This window comes from Kibdelosporangium aridum (assembly GCF_900176515.1).
Taxonomy (GTDB): domain Bacteria; phylum Actinomycetota; class Actinomycetes; order Mycobacteriales; family Pseudonocardiaceae; genus Kibdelosporangium; species Kibdelosporangium aridum.
Genome location: NZ_FWXV01000006.1, coordinates 303,528 through 322,491, shown reverse-complemented (window position 1 = coordinate 322,491; position 18,964 = coordinate 303,528). Strand labels below are relative to the sequence as shown.

14 protein-coding genes are annotated in these 18,964 nt (G+C 66.1%); 8 read left to right on the top strand and 6 right to left on the bottom strand.

What is annotated here, in order from left to right:
* Positions 1–266: 266 nt before the first annotated feature.
* From B9C43_RS31965 to thrC, 6 genes are read left to right on the top strand one after another with little or no spacing between them, the layout of a single operon-like run.
* Positions 267–2,810: a Pls/PosA family non-ribosomal peptide synthetase gene (locus tag B9C43_RS31965; protein ID WP_235038969.1), complete on the top strand. Its 2,544-nt coding sequence runs from the start codon at positions 267–269 to the stop codon at positions 2,808–2,810.
* Complete coding sequence (locus B9C43_RS31960) at positions 2,807–5,338, top strand: non-ribosomal peptide synthetase (RefSeq protein WP_084430580.1); 2,532 nt, start codon at positions 2,807–2,809, stop codon at positions 5,336–5,338. The genes B9C43_RS31965 and B9C43_RS31960 overlap by 4 nt, the downstream gene beginning before the upstream one ends.
* Before the next feature lie 12 nt (positions 5,339–5,350).
* A complete protein-coding gene (locus tag B9C43_RS31955; RefSeq protein WP_084430579.1) occupies positions 5,351–6,355 on the top strand; it encodes a TauD/TfdA family dioxygenase in 1,005 nt (334 codons plus the stop codon).
* The gene (gene sbnB, locus B9C43_RS31950; RefSeq protein ID WP_033380508.1) at positions 6,352–7,422 is read left to right on the top strand and encodes a 2,3-diaminopropionate biosynthesis protein SbnB; all 1,071 of its coding nucleotides are present in this window, start codon (positions 6,352–6,354) and stop codon (positions 7,420–7,422) included. Before B9C43_RS31955 ends, sbnB begins: the two co-directional genes overlap by 4 nt.
* A gap of 38 nt (positions 7,423–7,460) precedes the next feature.
* A complete protein-coding gene (sbnA, locus tag B9C43_RS31945; RefSeq protein ID WP_033380509.1) occupies positions 7,461–8,453 on the top strand; it encodes a 2,3-diaminopropionate biosynthesis protein SbnA in 993 nt (330 codons plus the stop codon).
* A 15-nt stretch (positions 8,454–8,468) separates the two neighbouring features.
* Complete coding sequence (gene thrC, locus B9C43_RS31940; protein WP_235038968.1) at positions 8,469–9,626, top strand: threonine synthase; 1,158 nt, start codon at positions 8,469–8,471, stop codon at positions 9,624–9,626.
* A 117-nt stretch (positions 9,627–9,743) separates the two neighbouring features.
* Here the strand turns inward: thrC and B9C43_RS56940 are convergent, their stop codons facing one another.
* Positions 9,744–9,917: a hypothetical protein gene (locus B9C43_RS56940; RefSeq protein WP_160096832.1), complete on the bottom strand. Its 174-nt coding sequence runs from the start codon at positions 9,915–9,917 to the stop codon at positions 9,744–9,746.
* A 207-nt stretch (positions 9,918–10,124) separates the two neighbouring features.
* On the opposite strand from B9C43_RS56940, the gene B9C43_RS31935 reads away from it, so the two are divergent.
* A complete protein-coding gene (locus tag B9C43_RS31935) occupies positions 10,125–11,159 on the top strand; it encodes an ABC transporter substrate-binding protein (protein WP_084430578.1) in 1,035 nt (344 codons plus the stop codon).
* Between the two features lie 62 nt (positions 11,160–11,221).
* Here B9C43_RS31935 and mdlC read toward each other — a convergent pair whose 3' ends face one another.
* The 3 genes from mdlC to B9C43_RS55870 all read right to left on the bottom strand — a co-directional run bounded on the left by mdlC (position 11,222) and on the right by B9C43_RS55870 (position 14,373).
* Complete coding sequence (mdlC, locus tag B9C43_RS31930) at positions 11,222–12,808, bottom strand: benzoylformate decarboxylase (protein WP_084430577.1); 1,587 nt, start codon at positions 12,806–12,808, stop codon at positions 11,222–11,224.
* Between the two features lie 40 nt (positions 12,809–12,848).
* On the bottom strand, positions 12,849–13,766 hold the full coding sequence (locus B9C43_RS31925) for a DDE-type integrase/transposase/recombinase (RefSeq protein ID WP_235038967.1): 918 nt from the start codon (positions 13,764–13,766) through the stop codon (positions 12,849–12,851).
* Between the two features lie 334 nt (positions 13,767–14,100).
* On the bottom strand, positions 14,101–14,373 hold the full coding sequence (locus B9C43_RS55870) for a hypothetical protein (protein ID WP_143446743.1): 273 nt from the start codon (positions 14,371–14,373) through the stop codon (positions 14,101–14,103).
* Positions 14,374–14,725: 352 nt separating this feature from the next.
* On the opposite strand from B9C43_RS55870, the gene B9C43_RS31915 reads away from it, so the two are divergent.
* The gene (locus B9C43_RS31915) at positions 14,726–17,632 is read left to right on the top strand and encodes an AfsR/SARP family transcriptional regulator (protein ID WP_084430575.1); all 2,907 of its coding nucleotides are present in this window, start codon (positions 14,726–14,728) and stop codon (positions 17,630–17,632) included.
* Between the two features lie 147 nt (positions 17,633–17,779).
* On the opposite strand, the gene B9C43_RS31910 is transcribed toward B9C43_RS31915, so the two are convergent.
* Both B9C43_RS31910 and B9C43_RS31905 read right to left on the bottom strand, forming a co-directional pair.
* Positions 17,780–18,268, bottom strand: a complete 489-nt coding sequence (locus B9C43_RS31910) for a flavoprotein (protein ID WP_084430574.1) — start codon at positions 18,266–18,268, stop codon at positions 17,780–17,782.
* A gap of 203 nt (positions 18,269–18,471) precedes the next feature.
* Positions 18,472–18,948 (bottom strand): lamin tail domain-containing protein, encoded by a 477-nt coding sequence (locus B9C43_RS31905; protein WP_084430573.1) that lies wholly within the window; start codon positions 18,946–18,948, stop codon positions 18,472–18,474.
* Positions 18,949–18,964: the final 16 nt, after the last annotated feature.

Here is an 18,964-nt window from a genome sequence, read left to right as displayed (position 1 = left end):
CGGAATCATCCGAGGGAAGAGTCGCCGCTTGCGGTTGCGCTGCGCTTGCGGCTGCCGCAAGTACACCGCAATCGGCAGACGCTCCAGTGGTCGCCGGAACAAGTCCTGTACGCCAAGGCCGCCAGTGGCTCCTCCCTCAGCGCGCTGCCGCTCGTAATGTGGGGATCATCCGCCCGCTGAGAAGGGCCGCCTGGCGCGGGGTGCTGGCGCGTCCCGCTGTGGCCGCGCACGGCCACTCCCGGCGAACCGCTCAAAGGAGGCGCGAGATGTTGGTGGACCGCGGAACCCTCGACGGCGCCGACGCGACGGGCATCGAGCGGGCCCTCGCCGAGACGCTGACGGACGTCCTGCGCGTTGAACAGGTCTCGGCCGACAGCCACTTCTTCGATGACCTCGGCGCCGACTCGATGGTGATGGCCCAATTCTGCGCCAGGATAAGGAAACGACCGAACCTGCCATCAGTGTCCATAAAGGACACATATGAGCACCCCACGGTCAGAAGCCTCGCCACCGCACTCACGCCGCGGAGCAATGCCCCAGCAAAGCAGGCCCCAGCGCCGGTTGAGGTGGCCGCGCCGACCGGCATGCGGCAGTACGTCCTCTGTGGAACGCTGCAGGTCCTTATCCTCCTCGGGTACGCCAGCCTCGCGGCGCTCGCCTTCGAACAAGGCATCGAGTGGATCTCCGCCGGGGAGACGCTGCTCGACGCCTACCTGCGAGCAGCACTGGCCGGCGGCGCGGGCTTCCTCGGCGTGTGCACCCTCCCGATCCTGGCGAAGTGGGTGCTCATCGGCCGGTGGCGGCCCCAGCGGATCCGCATCTGGAGTCTGGCCTATGTCCGCTTCTGGACAGTCAAGACGCTCGTCACGCTGAGCCCGCTGGTCCTGTTCGCCGGTTCGCCGCTCTACGTGCTCTATCTCAGGGCACTGGGGGCGAGAATCGGGCGCGGCGTCGTGGTCTTCTCCCGGCACGCACCCGTGTGCACAGATCTGCTCACCATCGGCGATGGCACGGTTATCCGCAAGGACACGTACCTCACCTGCTATCGAGCCTCCGGCGGCTGGATCCAGACCGGCGCGGTCACCCTCGGCCGGGACGTGTTCGTCGGCGAGAAGGCGGTGCTTGACATCGAGACCTCGCTCGGCGACGGGGCCCAGCTCGGCCATGCCTCCTCGCTGCACGCGGGTCAGACCGTGCCCGGCCGCGAGCGCTGGCACGGGTCCCCGGCGCAGCCGACCGCGGCGGACTACCGAGGGGTCGAGGCCGGTTGCGGCACTGTGACAACCCTGAGAAGGGCCACCTACACCGTCCTGCAACTGGCGAGCCTGCTGCTCTTCTACGTTCCGCTGGCATACGGCGGCGTGGACTGGTTGTTCGCCGAGGTCCCGCAGTTCACCGCGCTGCTCGGCCCGGAGACCCTCGCCTTCACGAGTTGGACGTTCTACGGCGTCGCACTGGTGACCTCCCTCGTGCTCTTCTTCGGCTCCGTGCTCGTCGGCATGCTCGTCGTGGTCACCGTCCCGCGCGTGCTCAACCGCGCCATCAAGCCGGACAAGGTTTATCCCCTATACGGGATCCACTACGCCGTCCATCGGGCGATCGCGCGGCTGACCAACAGGAAGTTCCTCGTCGAATTCCTCGGTGACAGCTCCTACATCGTCGGCTACCTGCGCGGCATCGGGTATCGCCTGGCCCCAGTCGTGCAGACCGGGGCGAACTTCGGCAAACAGGTGAAGCACGAGACCCCGTATCTGGTCTCCGTGGGCAGCGGCACGGTGATCGCCGACGGGCTGTCGATCGTCAACGCCGACTTCTCCAGCACGTCCTTCCGGGTGGCGCGGACCTCGATCGGGCCACGCAGTTTCCTCGGCAACGACGTCGTCTACCCCTCGCAGGGCAGGACCGGCGACAACTGCCTGCTCGCGACGAAGGTCCTTGTCCCGATCGACGGAGAGGTCCGGGAGGGTGTCGGACTGCTGGGCTCGCCCAGCTTCGAGATCCCGCGCACGGTCGAGCGGGACAGCAAGTTCCACCACATGGCGACCGGGGACGAGCAACCTCGCCGTCTGGCGGCCAAGAACAAGCACAATGCCCTCACCATCGGGTGGTTCCTGCTGTCACGGTGGTGCTACGCCTTCGTGCTCACCATGCTCGGTTTCTGGGCGGCGAACCTCTACGACTCGTGGGGGGCGATGGCGATCACGTTGTTCGCCGCCCTGTCCTTGTTGTTCGGAGTGGTCTACTTCGCGCTCGTCGAACGTGCTTCCACGGGATTCCGGGGCACTCGGCCGACGTCCTGCTCGATCTACCAGCTCGACTGCTGGCGGCGGGAACGTTTCCTCAAGATGACCGGGCACATGCACCTGGCACTCAACGGCACCCCGCTCAAGAGCGTGGCCTGGCGGCTGCTGGGTGTCCGGCTCGGCCGGAGGCTCTTCGACGACGGCTGCAACATGGCGGAGAAGGACATGGTGACGATCGGCGACGACTGCACGCTCAACGCGGGGAGTTCGATCCAGTGCCACTCCCTGGAGGACTTCGCCCTCAAGTCCGACCGGATCACGATCGGTTCCGGCTGCACCATCGGCATCGGGGCCCTCGTCCACTACGGCGTGACGATGGGCGACGGCGCGGAGCTGGCGCCCGACTCCTTCCTGATGAAGGGCGAGGAAATGCCGCCGCACGCACGATGGGGCGGAAACCCGGCCCGAGAGATGCGACACGACAAGGTCGGCGCCGCTGTGCTCACGTCCAGGAACTCGTTGAGTGACAGCACCTTGGCGAGGTGGGCTGGAGGAGAGACTCGATGAGAACACCATCTGAAGCGGACCGGGAATTCTGGCGCGGAAGGCTCCTCGCCGGCGGGTTCACCGCAATCCCACGGTGGACTCTCGACCGGGTGCCTGGCGTCGCCGAGCACGAGGCGCCGATCCCCGGCGAGGATGTGGCGACATTGCGGCGGCTGGCGGATGAGCTCGCGGTGCCACTCAGCTCGGTGCTGCTGGCGGCGCACGCCAAAGTGCTGGCCGCGCTGTCCGGTGAGCGCGAAGTCTCGACCGGTTACGTGGCCGTGGCGGGCCGGCGGCCGTTGCCCTGCCGGCTGACAACTGAACCCGGTTCGTGGCGAGCGTTGCTGCTGGACACTCATCGAGCCGAGTCAGAACTGTTGTCGCACAAAGACTTCCCGGTCGACGACCTGAGGCGCGAGCTTGGTCTGGCCGAACCGTCGTTCGAGACCGTTGTCGATCTGACCGGCGGCCTGGGCGTCGGCGGCGATCCAGTGCTAGCCGAGAACACCGTGCTGTCAATGGGAACCTCATGGCACAGCGGCCGACTCGTACTACGGCTGCGGTACCGGACCGACGCGATCGACGCGGGCTACGCCGGCAGAATCGCCGACTATCACCTCACCGCGCTCGCACTGACCGCGGCCGATCCGGATGCCGAGCACGGACGGCAAAGCCTGCTATCCAACGAAGAACTCCTCTTCCAACTCGACCGGCTCGCCGGCCCTCGCCGGGAGTTGCCGGACCACCGGATGCACGAACTGTTCGAACAGCGGGTGGAGGCACACCCGGACGCCGTCGCAGCCGTGCACCGTGACCGGCAATGGACCTACCGGGAACTCAACGCGCGCGCCAACCGGTTGGGACGAGCTCTGTTGGCGCGAGGCTTGCGCCGCGAAGGGGTTGTCGCGGTGGTGATGGAGCGCAACCTGGACTGGATGGCCGCAGTCCTCGCGATCTTCAAAGCCGGTGGCGTGTACCTGCCCCTCGAACCGCATTTCCCGGCGGGTCGCATCGCGACAGCATTGTCCCGTGCCGAGTGCACACTCGTGCTGACCGAACACGGCAGTACCACCACGCTCGATCAGGCCCTCGACTCACTACCCGGAGTCCGGAAACTCTCCGTGGACGCTGCCTACTCCGAAGACCACGCCGACGGGAACCTTGGCGTCGGCGTCGCGCCGGACCAACTCGCCTATGTCCTGTTCACCTCCGGCTCCACGGGCGAGCCCAAGGGTGCGATGTGCGAGCACGCGGGCATGCTCAACCACATCTACGCCAAGATCGCTGACCTGGAGGTCCGTGCGGGCGAGGTGATCCCCCAGACCGGACCCCAGTGCTTCGACATCTCGGTGTGGCAGTTGGTTGCCGCGCTCCTGGTCGGCGGGCGGACTCTGCTGGTCGACCAGGAGGTGATCCTGAACGTCGAGAGGTTCGTCGACACCGTCGTCGACTGCCGGGCCGGCGTGCTCCAACTCGTGCCGTCGTACCTCGACGTGGTACTGTCCTATTTGGAGCAACACCCCCGCGACCTGCCGCACCTGCACACCGTGTCGCCCACTGGCGATTTCCTGAAGAAGGAGCTCGTGCAGCGCTGGTTCGCGGCCCAGCCCAAGATCAAGCTGGTCAACACGTATGGGCTTACCGAGACGTCGGACGACGCCGTCCACGAGGTCATGGACCGGGTCCCGGACGCCGAACGGGTCCCGCTCGGCCGCCCCATCAACAACGTGAATGTCTACATCGTCGACGAGAACATGTCACCGGTGCCGCTGGGTGCCCCCGGCGTGATCGTCTTCTCCGGGGTCTGCGTCGGTCGCGGGTACATCAACGACCCCAAGCGCACCCGCCTGGTCTTCATGACCGATCCGCACTGTCCGGGCCACCGGCTCTGCCGGACCGGGGACTACGGCCGCTGGCGGCCGGACGGCAAGCTGGAGTTCCTCGGCCGACGGGACAACCAGGTCAAGATCCGGGGCTTCCGGGTCGAGATCGGCGAGATCGAGAACGCCCTGCTGCGGGTGCCTGGCGTCCGCGACGGGGCCGTGGTGGTCACCGGCGACGCCGACCGGGGCAAGCGCCTCGTGGCCTTCTACTCGGGCCGGCGGCCGCTCGATTCCGCCGTCGTGCGGGACCGGCTGGGCGAGTTGCTGCCCGAGTACATGGTCCCGTCGGCCTTCCACTGGCGGGAAGGGCTGCCGCTGACCGCCAACGGCAAGATCGACAGGAGGACGCTGACGGCGCTCGCCGGGGAACTCGGCATCGTCGGGGACGGCTTCCAGCCACCGAGCACGCCGACCGAGCGGCGACTGGCGGCCGTATGGGCAGCGGTGCTCGGTATTCCGCAGGACCAGATCGACAGGCGGGACCACTTCTTCGACCGGGGAGGCACCTCGCTGTCGGCCGTGACGCTGGCGATCACCCTGGATCACGCGGTGTCCCTCACCGACGTCACCCGCCACCCGATCCTCGCCGACCTGGCCGGTGCACTCGATGGCAGCTCCGGGCAGGGCGCCGCCGAGTCACTGGGTCGCACCTCCAGCAGCAACTGAAAGGACACCAAGATGTCGTCCTCATCCCGGGCGTCGCTGCCCGGCGTGGACCTATGCCCCGGTAAACCTCCGATACTTCAGGCCGAGGCCACTGGCGACGCGCCAGGCTGGGCGGCCGAGCACTCCGACGCGCTACGAGCTGTCGTCGCCGAGCACGGTTCGGTCCTGGTCCGCGGCCTCGAGCTGCGCGACGCGGCCGAAATCGGTGCGGTCTTCCAGCGGCTGGCCACCGGGCTGATGGCCGAAAAGGAGGCCTTCGCATCCCGGCGGACCTACGCCGGCAACGTGTACTCGTCATCGAAGTGGCCTGCCAGCCAGCAGATGTGTATGCACCACGAACTGAGTTACCGGCTTGAGTTCCCCGGCCTGATGCTGTTCGCGTGCCTCAGCGCACCCACCAGGGGCGGGGCGACCGCGGTGGCCGACTCGCAGGCTGTGTTGGACGCGCTGCCAGGCGAGTTGACCGAGCGGTTCGAGCGGGAGGGCTGGCTGCTCACTCGCAACTACAACGACGAGGTCGGGGCGTCCCTGGCCGAGGCGTTCGGCACTGCGGACCGTGGTGCCATCGAGAGCTACTGCCGTGCCAACGCAATCGAGTTCGAGTGGGACCCCGGTGGTGGACTGCGCACCAGGCAGCGCCGCAGCGCCGTGGTCCGCCATCCGGTCACCGGCCGGCGCTGCTGGTTCAACCAGATCGCGTTCCTCAACGAGTGGACGATAGCCCCCGAGGTACGCGAGTACCTGGTGGACCTTTACGGCGCCGACGCGCTGCCGTTCAACACCAGTTTCGGCAACGGCGACCCCATCCGCGCGGACGTCGTGCAGTTGCTGAACAACGTCTACGAGGCCAACACCGCACGCGAACCGTGGCAGACCGGCGACCTGATGCTTGTCGACAATGTCCGCACCGCGCACGGCAGGGACCCCTTCGAAGGGCCACGCGAAGTGCTCGTCGCGATGGCCGACACCGTGTGCCTGTTCGACTGTTCACCGACCGTCGAGGTGATCGCCCGATGACCACGATCCGTTCCACCGCAACGAAGTCCGCGACCTCCGAGCCGATAGGCGTGCCACCGTTCGCGGTGATCTCCGGTGCGCAGGTACAGCGCGCGCTGCAGGGGCGCGAGAAGCTGATCGTGGAGTTGGTCGAGGCCACCTACCGGCTGCACAGCACCGGTCATTCGGTGAACCCACCGTCCTATTTCCTGCGTTTTCCAGACCGCCCGTCCGCCAGGATCATCGCGCTGCCGGCCGCGATCGGCGGGCAGGTGCGGGTGGCCGGTCTGAAGTGGATCTCCAGCTTCCCGGAGAACGTGGCGACCGGCATCCCGAGGGCCTCGGCCGTGCTGATCCTCAACGACCACGACACCGGCTACCCGTTCGCCTGCCTGGAAAGCTCGATCATCAGCGCCACCAGGACGGCCGCGCTGGCCGCCTCAGCGACCGACTGGCTGTCCCGCGGCAGGCCACGCCCGAAGCGCGCCGGGTTCGTCGGAGTGGGCCTGATCGCCCGCTATATCCACACCTTCCTCGCAGGCACCGGCTGGTCGTTCGACGGGATCGGTGTGCACGACCTGTGCGCCGATAGCGCCGCCGGCTTCCGTGGTTACCTGGAGCAGTCAGGCACTGCCGGCCGGATCACCGTGCACGACAGCGCCGAGCAGTTGATCCGCTCCAGCGACCTGGTGGTCTTCGCGACCGTCGCCGGTCAGCCGCATGTCGGCGATCTGTCGTGGTTCGAACACAATCCATTGGTGCTGCACGTGTCGCTGCGTGACCTCGCGCCGGAGATCGTGCTCGCCTCAACCAACATCGTCGACGACATCGAGCACTGCCTGAAGGCTGACACCTCGCCGCATCTGGCTGAGCAGCTCACCGGCAACCGGGACTTCCTGCACGGCACGCTGGACGACGTGGTGGCCGGGCGAGTGAGTGTGCCGACGAACCAGCCGGTGGTGTTCTCACCGTTCGGCCTCGGAGTGCTCGACCTCGCGGTGGGCAAGTACGTCTACGACGAGGTGGTTCGCTCTGGCGAATTGCACGTCATCGACGACTTCTTCCACGAGCTGCGCCGGTACGGATAAGCGGCCGAGTCGCTGCCGCACAAGTGAAGGGGGCAAGGGTGCCAGTCATCTCCGTTCCACAGGACTTCAACTCCGAGGAGCTCTACGTCGACCTCCGGTCGATCTTCGGGCACCCGCTCTTCCTGAAGTGCGAGGGCTTCAACTTCGCCGGCTCGATCAAGCTGAAGGCCGCGGCGGAGATGGTGGCAGCCGCCGAACGGGACGGAGTCCTGATGCCGAAGTCAATCCTGGTCGAATCATCGTCCGGGAACCTCGGGGTGGCACTGAGCATGATCGCGGCGAGCAAAGGCTACCGGTTCCTGTGCGTGACCGACTCCCGCTGCAACTTGTCGACCAGGCGGCTGATGGAGGCGTTCGGGAGCCAGGTGCACATCATCGCCGAGCCGGATGCCAACGGTGGTTTCCTCGGCGCGCGGATCGCACACGTCCGTGCGCTGTGCGCTTCCGACGACCGGTATGTGTGGCTCAACCAGTACGCCAATCCAGGCAACTGGAAGGCGCACTACAACAGGACGGCGCCAGCGATCGCGGCTGCGTTTCCAGGGCTGGACGTGCTGTTTGTCGGGGCGGGCACCACCGGGACCCTGATGGGCTGTGCACGCTACTTCTGGGAGCGGCACCGGCGGGTGCGTGTCGTCGCGGTGGACAGCGTCGGCTCGGTGACCTTCGGTGGCGCGCCGGGCCGCCGGATGATTCCTGGCCTGGGCACGAGCGTCCGCCCACCGCTGCTCGATGAGTCCTATGTGGACGAGGTGGTGCTCGTCGACGAGGCGGACACCATCCGCGCCTGTCATCGTCTGGCCAGAAGCGGATTCCTGTTCGGCGGGTCGACTGGCACAGTGGTCAGTGGCGCGATGGGCTGGCTGGCCCGGCATGACGCGCATGAACTCACCGCGGTCGCCATCGCCCCGGACCTCGGCGAGCGTTATCTCGACACCATCTACCAGACCAACTGGCTGCAAGGCGTCTACGGCGAGGACGTGCTCAGCTCCGGCGAACTGACCGCCGGTTCCCCGGTCAGCCTGAGATAGGGAGGGGACCACAACGTGGGCAGTGTGACCGGGTCGGTCGACCTGGCGGGGTGTGAATGGCTGCAGTACGACTACGGCGCCGCGCGGATGGCGCGGGGCCGGCCAGGCCTGTTCACCATGTGGCGATACCGGGAGTTGCTGCCGATTCCCGACGGCCCGGTGCGGTACCCGGTGCCGATCGGCGGCACACCGCTGCTGCACGCGCCAGCCTTGAGACAGACGTTGGGCACGCCGTACCTATGGATCAAAGACGAGACGCGTAACCCGAGTGCGTCCAATAAGGACCGTGCCACCGCACTGGTGATCGAAGACGGGTTACGGCGCGGAGTGGAGACGATCACGACCGCGTCCACCGGCAATGCGGCTGTGGCCACCGCCTTCGGTGCCGCGGCAGCCGGCATGCGGGCCGTCATCTTCGTATCCACCGACTGCTTGCCGGAGAAGCTCGCGCTCATGACGCAGGCAGGTGCGTGGGTCTTCCAGGTGCGCGAGGGCTACGCGGCCGCTGTCGACCTTTCCCGGGCCGCCGCTCGCACGTTCGGCTGGCTCGACCGCAACACCGGCGCCAACCCTTTCACCATCGAGGCGAAGAAGACAGTGGCATTCGAGGTGTGGGAACAACTCGGCCGCCGACTCCCGGACGTGATGATCGTCCCAGTCGGCGACGGCCCCACATTGGTGGCGCTCGACAAGGGCTTCACCGAACTCGTCAGCTGCGGCCTCACCACGCGGCAACCACGCTTGATCGGCGTGCAGGCCGAGCGCTGCCAACCGTTGGTCCGAGCATGGCTCGATGAACCCACCCGGCCGGCAGAGCTGGATCCCACCGCCACGATCGCCGATGGCATCGCAGTGCTACGCCCGGCCATCGGCGACGCCGTGCTGGAGGTCGTGCGCAGGGACGGCGGAGCAATGGTGTCAGTCACCGATGACGCGCTGCTGAGCGCGGTCGCCACATTGGCAGGGCGAGCAGGCGTGGGCGCCGAGCCCGCCGGGGCAGCAGCCCTTGCCGGGCTGGAAAAAGCGATCGAACACGACCTGATCAACCGGACGGAAACCATCGTTCTCCTAGTCACTGGCCGCGAGGTGAAAGCAGGCCAAGCCACATACGACCCGAGCCGGGTGACAGTCGTCGAAACGCTTGACGAAGTCGAACGGGCTCTGACCTTCTGATAGTTACTTCGGCCTGAAATGTGAGTTGCGGTGTCGGGCACCGTCGCAGACATCAAACTCGTGGTTCCTTGCAACAGGGCGTGCTCTGCCAGCCCAAGCCCGCCGTATGGTCTGGCGTCACTTCGGCAGCTCCGAACCGTTCGACGGCATCTGGCTGCGCATGACCGGCGCCGAACCAGGCACCTGCCGCATCGCCGCGTAGGCCGACCAGTTCAGCGACGGCGTCACCTCGGCATCGGGAAAGAGCTCGGGAACCGGCTCGACACTGCGAGAATTCGGGCTATATCCCATTTGGTGCAGAATATATCGACACGGCCCGCCAATCGGCGCCGCCGGTATTAGTCCGTTTGGGCTTTTAAGCCCATCGTGCGACTTGCGCAACCAAAAAGAATTGTGCTGCGATCCCATTGTGACCGGCTCGGCAAGATCTCTACAGTGTCGCGGGTGCATCGGGGGAGCGATCTTGTAATCCATTCACGCCGTCACTGAGGAGAAGCCATGCCTGGACGCGGCGACATCACACCGATGTCCCGGTCGCGTACGCGTCTCTCGATCATCGCCGCCACCGCTCTCGCGCTGATCCTTGCGGTCTCCGGCTGCAGCGCACTCGGCGGCTCCGATTCGTCGAGCTCGAGCACGTCCGGCGGGCCTGTGGAAAAGCCCAAGATCAAGGTCGGCGTGCTGCCTGTGGTCGATATGGCGCCGTTCTACCGCGCGGTCGACAGCGGCTACTTCAAACAAGAAGGCCTCGATGTCGAGGTGGTGACCGCGGCGAGCGGTCCGAAGGCGACCGAGTCTCTGATCGGCGGGGACCTCGACATCGCCGTCACCAGTTATCCAGGTGCCTTTGCCGCACAGGCGAAGAAAGTCGCCGACGTCAAGATCGTGGCCGACCTTTATGCCGCCCGCCCAGGTCACGGTGTCCTGGTCGCGGCCCCGAACGGCAACATCAAGAGTCCTGAGGAGGCTGCCGGCAAGAAGATCGCCGTCACCAGCACGGGCTCGATCTCCGACCTGGCCCTGATGTCGGTGCTCCAGTCCAAGGGCGTGGACGTCTCCACGATCAAATGGGTGCCGATGCCGCTGCCGGACATGGGGCCGGCCCTGCAGCGTGGCAACGTCGACGGCGCGGTGGCCATCGAGCCGTTCGTGACCATGACGCAGAAGTCGATCGGCGCCATGCCGATCACCGACATCGCCACCGGCCCCACCGCCGAGTTGGCGATGTCCGGCTTCGCGGCGCTGAGCGAGTGGGTTAATGCCAACCCGAACACCCTGACCGCGTTCCAGCGCGGCCTGGCCAAAGGCATCACGGACGTGAAGACCGACCGCGGTGGAAAGCTGGAGCCGATCCTGATCAAGTACGTCAAGATCGATCCCGCGACCGCGCCGCAGGTGCGCATCTCCGACTACCCGGAGTCGCTCGACCCGGTCCGCCTTCAGCGGGTGGCCGACCTGATGAAGCAGTTCGGCGTCATCAAAGACAAGTTGGACGTTTCGCAGATGATCGTCGCGCCACCGAGCAAGAAGTAACGCTCCACCCCGGACAAGCCTGGGGCTACGCCTCCCCCAGACTTGTCGGTTTCTCACCCGTGTCAGTACAGCGTGCGGGCCTCTTCGACCACGGGCACGTGCAGCAGCGTCGGACCATTGTCTACAAGGGACTGTTTCAGCGCTTCCCGCAGTCCGGTCAGGCTTTCCACCAGCACGCCCGAGCAGCCCATTCCTGTTGCCAGCGCGACGAAATCGATGCCGCCGAGGTCGACGCCGGGGACCATGACACCGTCCGCGTCGGCCAGGGTTTTCAACGCTGCGTACTGCGAATTGTCCACGATGACGAACGTCACCGGCAGGTGCTCCCGGGCGGCCGTCCACAGCGCCTGGATTCCGTACATGCTCGAGCCGTCACCGATCACCGCGACGATCCGGCGATCCGGGCGGGCCAGCGCGGCACCGACCGCGGCGGGCAGGCCGTAGCCGAGGGTGCCGCTTGCCACTGTGAGAAAACCCGTGTGGCGTGAGCGAATGGGCAGGTGGTCGTGCATGGCCTGCCGGTGGCTCGGCGCCTCTTCGACCACGATCGCGTTGTTCGGCAACATCTCCGAGAGTACGGCGAACAGCTTGCTGGCCGAGACCATCGGGCCGTCGAGGGTGATTTCTGGGCGCGCCAACGGTTCCGGTGCCGGTCGGTCGATCTTGGCGACCAGTTCTGACAGTTGCCGCAGCGCCGGACGGAGCATCGTGCGGATCCCGGTTCCGTGTCTGGCCCGCGCCAGCAGGTCATCGTCGTCGCTGAGCACGAACAGTTCCGGCAACGACTGCTCGGCCTCACCACGGAAGACGTGATGGGTGAAGACTGGCGCACCGAAGACAAGCACCAGGTCGTACTGCCCGAGAGCGGTGGCGATGAAGCGTTGTTCCGGGTTCAGAAATCCTTGGAACAGCGGATGCTCCTCGGGGAAGGAGCACCGGGAGGACATCGGGCTGACCCACACCCCGGCTTGGATCTGTTCAGCCAGGGTGACCATGTCCGGAACGGCGCCCTCGATGTCCACCGCGGGCCCGACCACGATTCCGGGGCGTTTGCTCCCGTCCACAACCGACACGAGCGCCCGCAGAGCGTCGGGGTCCGCGACCGGGCCAGCGATCCTGCGTCGTGGGGTGACAGCGCTCGTGGTCTCGACATCCCAGTCGTCAGCGGGAACCGAAACGAAAGTCGGACCGTAGGGTGGCTGGGTTGACAGGTGATAGGCGCGAGCTATCGCCGCTGGCACATCCTCGGCCCTCGCCGGCTCGCAGCTCCATTTCACGTAGGGCTTGGGAAAGCTCGCCGCGTCTGTCGCACCGAGGAACGGCTCTCCAGGGAGCAGCGAGCGAACCTGTTGCCCGGCAAGGACAACCATCGGAGTGCGATTACGGTAGGCGGTGAAGATGTGACCGAGGCCATGGCCTAAGCCGCCGGCCGAGTGCAGGTTCACCAGAACCGGTCGCCCGCCCGCTTGGGCGTAACCGTCCGCCATCGCGACCACAGCAGCCTCCTGCAGGCCGAGCACGTACCTGAAGTCGTTCGGCCAGTCTCGGAGGAACGGCACCTCAGTGGTGCCAGGGTTGCCGAACACTGTAGTCAGTCCGAAGGAGCGCATCAGATCTCTGGTGATCTCGCGTACAGTGTCCCCGCTCATCGGTCATCGGCCCTTTCGTAGGTGTGGCCACACTCGCTACTCACTCGTCAGACGGTGTACACCGCTCGTGGTGACCGATCGTGTCATTCGTGTCAGCAGATCGGTAGTTGTCAAGTCCAATTGAGACGGTTTGCCTATGGGGCTGGTTGTGGCTGTTCGATGGGCTGGTTGATCCAGGCCACCTCGGGCAGTGCGGGTGGCCGGGGCCGGCGGGTGAAGCGTTCTGGGTGCGCGGCGTAGGCCCGGTTGAGGTGACCTGCCGCTGGGTATGGATCTGCTCGGCCGTGCCGAAGTGGACCGAGGCCGGGGTGTGCATCCCGATCCCGGAATGCCGGTGTTCATGGTTGTAGGCCAGGAAGAAACTCTCACAGAACGCGCGGGCGTCGGCCAGCGACCCGAACCGGTCGGGAAAGTCCGGCATGTACTTCATCGTCTTGAACTGCGCCTCGGAATACGGATTGTCGTTCGAGGTCCGGGGGCGGGAATGAGACCACAGCACACCGAGGTCGGTCAGGAGTTCGGAGACCGGTTTGGAGACCATCGCCCCGCCCCGGTCGGCGTGGATGGTGTGCGGCTCGCATCCGTTGCGCACGACCGCGTCGGTCAGGAAGTCCTTGGCCAGGATCGCGTCCTCGGCCGCGGCCACCAGCCAGCCGGTGACATAGCGGGAGAAAATATCCGGGACGACGTAGCACTTGTACCAAATCCCTTTCGCCGGTCCTTTCAACGCGGTGATGTCCCAGGACCACACCTCGCTGGGGCCACGGGCGACCAACTCCGGGCGGACCCGGGGCGGATGGGTCGCGTGGTGGCGACGTTCAGAGACCTGGCCGGCGGCGCGGGCGATGCGGTACATCGTGGAGATCGAGCAGTGATACCGGCCCTCGTCCAGTTCGCGGGCCCAGACCTGCGGGATCGCCAGGTCGGCGTAGCGACGGCTGGCGAGCAGGGCGAGCACGGCCGCTCGTTCTCTGTCGGTCAGTGCCGATGGCGGTGGTGTGCGGGGGCAGCCACGGACCATGCTTGGCCGCCCGGGGGTTGGCGTGCCGATAGTAGGTGGCTCGGGAAATCCCGGTCAGCGCACAGGATTTCTGCACGGACATCTGGGCATCGCGCAGTTCGGTGAACGCGGTCGTCATGATGTCTTCGGCGGCTCGTCGTTGTCCGCACTCTCGGAGAGTTCTTCCAAGAGTGCGTGTGCTTTTCCCATGATGTCCAGCGCCAGCCTGGTTTTGGTGAGGTCAGCTTCCAGCTTTGCGTTGCGGCGTCGGAGTTCCTCCAACTCGAGCTGCTCAGCTGATTTCCTGGGGCGCTTCGACGGCGCCGCCGGATCCGTCGGTCAGCGTGCCCGCGTCCCGGGCTCGTGTCCATTCGATGACGTGGGAGGAGTACAGGCCTTCCCGGCGCAGGATCGCGCCTTTCTCGCCGTTGGGGGCGTTCTCGTACTCGGTGACGATCGCCAGCTTGTACTCCGGGCCGAACACCCGCCGAGACGGTCGTGGCGCGGGATCGGCCGCCGGAGTCGACGGGCCGGGCTGGTCATCAGAGTCAGAGGGGGTGGACACGTACACAAGGATCTCCGATCCCGCCCTTGGTCAGGAACCCCGGTACTCACACCGGGTGTCTCACACGATCCTGGCAAGGAGGGGATCGACAGTCGGGCATCCAGCCTGAACCGCACCTTGACAACAACATCGACAATCAAACCGAAGATCCATCCGGGGACCGGGAACCAACCTGTCACCCAGGCGAACGATCAAGGCCAGTGCCATGGAACACAACATCTCGATTTGTCTAATTTGAGACAATGACACTACTTAGCCATGCTCAGCCCCTTTCTCGCCCTAGAGAGGGGATACCATCGGTTATTCTCAGATCCGTGTCGGGCCTGCGGATTGGGAAGCAGCTGGGGGTGGGATGCCGGAAAACGTGAAGATCTGTCTGTTGGGGCCGACAGAGGTAGCCGGACCCAGCGGAATGGCGGAGTTGCACGGGAGCGGCCAACGCACTCTGATCGCCCGCATGGCATTAACGCCGGACAAGACGGTGACTCGTACGGCGCTCATCGATGCGTTGTGGGATGACGCGGGACCGCCAGCTGCCTCGAAAACCCTGCATAGCCACCTGGCTCACCTGCGCCGTCGGCTTCGCGAGGTCGGTCTGACGGATCTGATCGCCACCCGGGATTCCGGCTATGTACTGTGCGTCCCCGAGGACGCGGTCGACGCCATCCGCTTCGAGACCTTCTCCGCTCGAGGGCGGAACGCATTGGCGGCAGGAGACCCGAAGACAGCAACCGAGTTGCTGCAGAGTGCGTTGACGATGTGGCGTGGCGAGGCATTGACCGACTGCCGTTCCAGCGAATGGCGGCGGGCCGAGACAACCAGGCTCAATGAGGCCAGAGTCGCCACTACCGAGAACCTGATCAGCGCCCGCCTCTCCCTTGGCGAACACGTCACCGCCATCGGCGAACTGGAGTTCCTCATCATCCAGCACCCATTCCGGGAACAGCTGTGGGAACTGCTGATCCTTGCCCTGTACCGCTCGGGCCGGCAAGCCGATGCCTTGGCCGCCTTCCAGCGCGCCCGCGCCACACTGATCGAAGAACTGGGAATCGAACCAGGCCCTAAGTTACGCCAGCTCGAAACAGCCATACTCACCGCCGATCCCTCGCTCGATCAGTGGGTCGCTCCGGAAGCCACCGTGACCGGTCAAGGCTTCAGAGGCCGCCTGCCGGTGCCGCTCACCCGCCTTGTCGACCGGCATGCGGACATGGCAACGGTGCGGGAGTCGCTGGCCCAGCGACGTCTGGTGACGTTTACCGGCCCCGGAGGCTGTGGCAAGACGCGGCTGGCCGTGGCCATAGCGGCGCAGTACGCCAAACCCGTCTGTTTCGTGGATCTGGCCCCACTGACCGAAACCCACCTCGTATCGCGGGCGGTCGCCGACGCTCTTGGCGTGAGCGAGCAGGGCGGCCGCAGTGTCATCGACAGCCTGGCCGACCACTTGGCGGATCAAGCGCTGCTTTTGGTCCTCGACAACTGCGAGCATCTCATCGGCACCTGCGCACAGCTGGCCTGTGCGCTGCTCCCCAGTTGCCCCGAGCTACAGATCCTGGCAACGAGCCGAGAGCCACTGCATGTGCCCGGTGAAACGGTCCACGCTCTGCAGCCCTTGGCCACCCCGGACCCCGGCGCCGCACATCCCTACCGGGATCTTCTCCGCTACGACGCGGTCCGGCTCTTCCTCGACCGGGCACAGGACGCTGGTGCCGAGATCGGCACAGACGAGGCTACCGCACACGATGTAGCCCTGATCTGCGCGCGCTTGGACGGACTACCACTCGCTCTCGAACTGGCGGCGGCTCGCGCGGCAGCGCTTCCAGTTCGCCAGATCGCCGCACACCTGCACGACCGCTTTCACACGCTCTTCTCCGGCAGTCATGTCGCACGTCCCCAGCATCGAGCACTGCACACGACCATCAAGTGGAGCTACGACCTGCTCAATCCCGACGAACGCGCACTGTTCCGGCGGCTCGCCGTGTTCGCCGGGAGTTTTGGGCTGGCGGGCGTCACGGCACTGTGGCCGCACGACGACGCGGCCGACCTGTTGGGCCGATTGGTCGAGAAGTCATTGGTGACCAAGGAAACCGCTGTCGCGCGTTACCGTTTGCTTGACACGATCCACAAGTTCGCCGCTGCTCAGCTCGTGGGAGACGAACTGGCCGACGCGCGGCGACGACACGCCGAATTCTACCTGGCGCTGGCCGAGCAGGCGGAAGAACGCCTCGACGGCACGAACGCCGTGGAGTGGCTGGACCGGCTGGCCGCTGAGCATGAGAACTTTCGAGCCGCCGTCGCTTGGGCGGTCACTGCTGCTGATCCCACGCTCGCCTTGCGACTGGCCGGCTCCCTCTCCCGGTACTGCAGGCTGCGCGGATACTACGGGGACGGCCGAAAATGGCTGGCGGACGCGCTGGATCATGGTGCGCAAGCCCCCAACGACCTGCGGGCCAAGGCATTTTCCGGAGCTGTCACCCTCACCTTCCTCCAATGCGAGTACGACAAGGCCGTACGGCTGGCCGAGCAGTCTCTGGACTTGTACCAGTCGGTGGGAGACGCGCATGGCATCGCCAGCACCCGCTTGCTGCTCGGCTCGATCTGCCGGGAGCATGCCAGCTACCAGCAGGCCCTGGGCTACTACCGGTCCGCTCTGGAGACCTTCCAAGCCACGGACGACGCTCCAGGCATCGCGCGAGCCCTGCAGCTGTGTGCCTTCACCGCATGGCTGCGCGGCGATTTCGACTCAGCCGCCGAGTGGGCGCGCGAAAGCCTGCGCCGCTTCGAGGAACTAGGCGACGGCGAGTCGACCGCCAGTGCCCTCATGCACCTAGGCGCGGTAGCGCATTACCGAGGCGACAACACACAGGCGCTCCGGCTGCTCACCAAGACCCTCGCGATTTCCGAGCACAACGGATGCCTGGAAGGAATCGCCTGGACGCTCAACCTGCTCGGCCTGGTACGCCACGCAACCGGCTCGGACGAAGCCCGCACGCTGCTTGAACGAAGCCTTACCCTGCACCGCAAACTCGGCGACCGGTGGCGGATGGCCAGCGTGCTCGAGGCTTTGGCGGCGATCGCGTCCGACCAGCGCCGCTGGGAGGACACGGCCCGCCTGCTGAGCGAAGCCAGGACCTTGCGCGCGGCGATCAACAGCCCTGTCCCCACCTGCGAACTCCCCCGCTATCTACGCACACGAGCCGCACTCAAGGCCGCAGGCGAACGCCCGATCGCCATCCTTCAGGCGACCCGCCGAGCAAGGTAGCCCTGATCGTCCACACGGGACAGGCCGTCCGGCGCGAGGCGTCACAGGCCCCTGCTTTCCCGGTGGGATGGTCGAACACCCGAATACTGATCCTTTGTGGACAGTAACTTCGCGTTCCGGTGCGGCGCCGGCGCCGGTGCCGATCGTTTACTTGTTCTGGGAGTGCCAGGGGTGGCTGAGGAGTGCTTGCCAGGCGAGGTGCCACGGGAAGAGGTGGATGTAGTTCTCTCCGGTGCCAGGTTCGTGTTGCTTGTAGACGTCGTCGCCGACAAGCACGGTGACACCCCAGTCAGTGAGCTTGCGCATGGCGTCGTGGACGGCCGGGAAGCTGATCTGTGCCCAGTTGGAGAACGGCATCGCCACCACGGGCTCGCGTTTGCCGACGGCTTCGACGAGCAGGCCGAGGGGCAGCGTGTCGGAGATCCCAGCTGCCCACTTGGCGAGTGAGTTGCAGGTGATCGGGGCGACGATCATCGCGTCGGCGGGCGGGAGGATGTCAGGTGCGTCGGGCTCTTTGTACTGACTGCGCACGGTGTGCCCGGTCTTGGCAGACAGCGCGTCGACGTCGATGAACCGGCGTCCGTTGGGCGAGGCGATGACACAGACGTCCCAGCCGCCGGCTTGGGCGAGGTTGATCCGGCGGGCGTTGGTAGCGTGACAGAGGTTTCGCCGGACAAGCGGCGGAACACCAGAGGGCTGGTCTCGGGAGCGTGGGTGGTCCGGACGACGGCGAAGCCCGGCTCGCGTTAGCGACCCGGGCTTCGCCGTTCCTAAATTCGCCGTTCCTAAAGCAGCCTAGTGGTACGTATGAAACGGCAGCGAAAATATCGGTTATGTGGTTAACCGGCGTCACCGGGCGGAGGGAGCGGTCGTGTCGAAGACACACGGAGTCCGCGGACCCGGAGCAAAGTCGGCAGGGCTTCCGGTAAACGCGACCCGGTGAAGCGACAACCTGGCCAACCTGCCGGGTGTGGGGGAACCGTCGCGACATCCACACGAGCGCCCCCTGGCGTGCCCAGCAGCAGCTGGAGGGACCTGGTACTAGGGAGGTTCTCGGTGAAGACCTGGTCGGGTACGCAACCGGTGAACTGGGCGTGGGCGATCGTGTACATCTGCCTCGGCCCCAAGACGACGCCCATCGGGATCGGGATCGTGACGAGCTGCTGCCCGGCCATCGCCTGCAGCTGCAGACCTCCGATGGGCACCTGGCTGAAGCTGGGATTCGTGATCTCGATGTAGTCCTGGAATGCCCCGGCGGGGCCGGTACCGCGGGTGGCGACCTCGCTGATGTAGACCGGGGGCGCCTGCTGGGCCACTGTCTCTCTTCCGCGG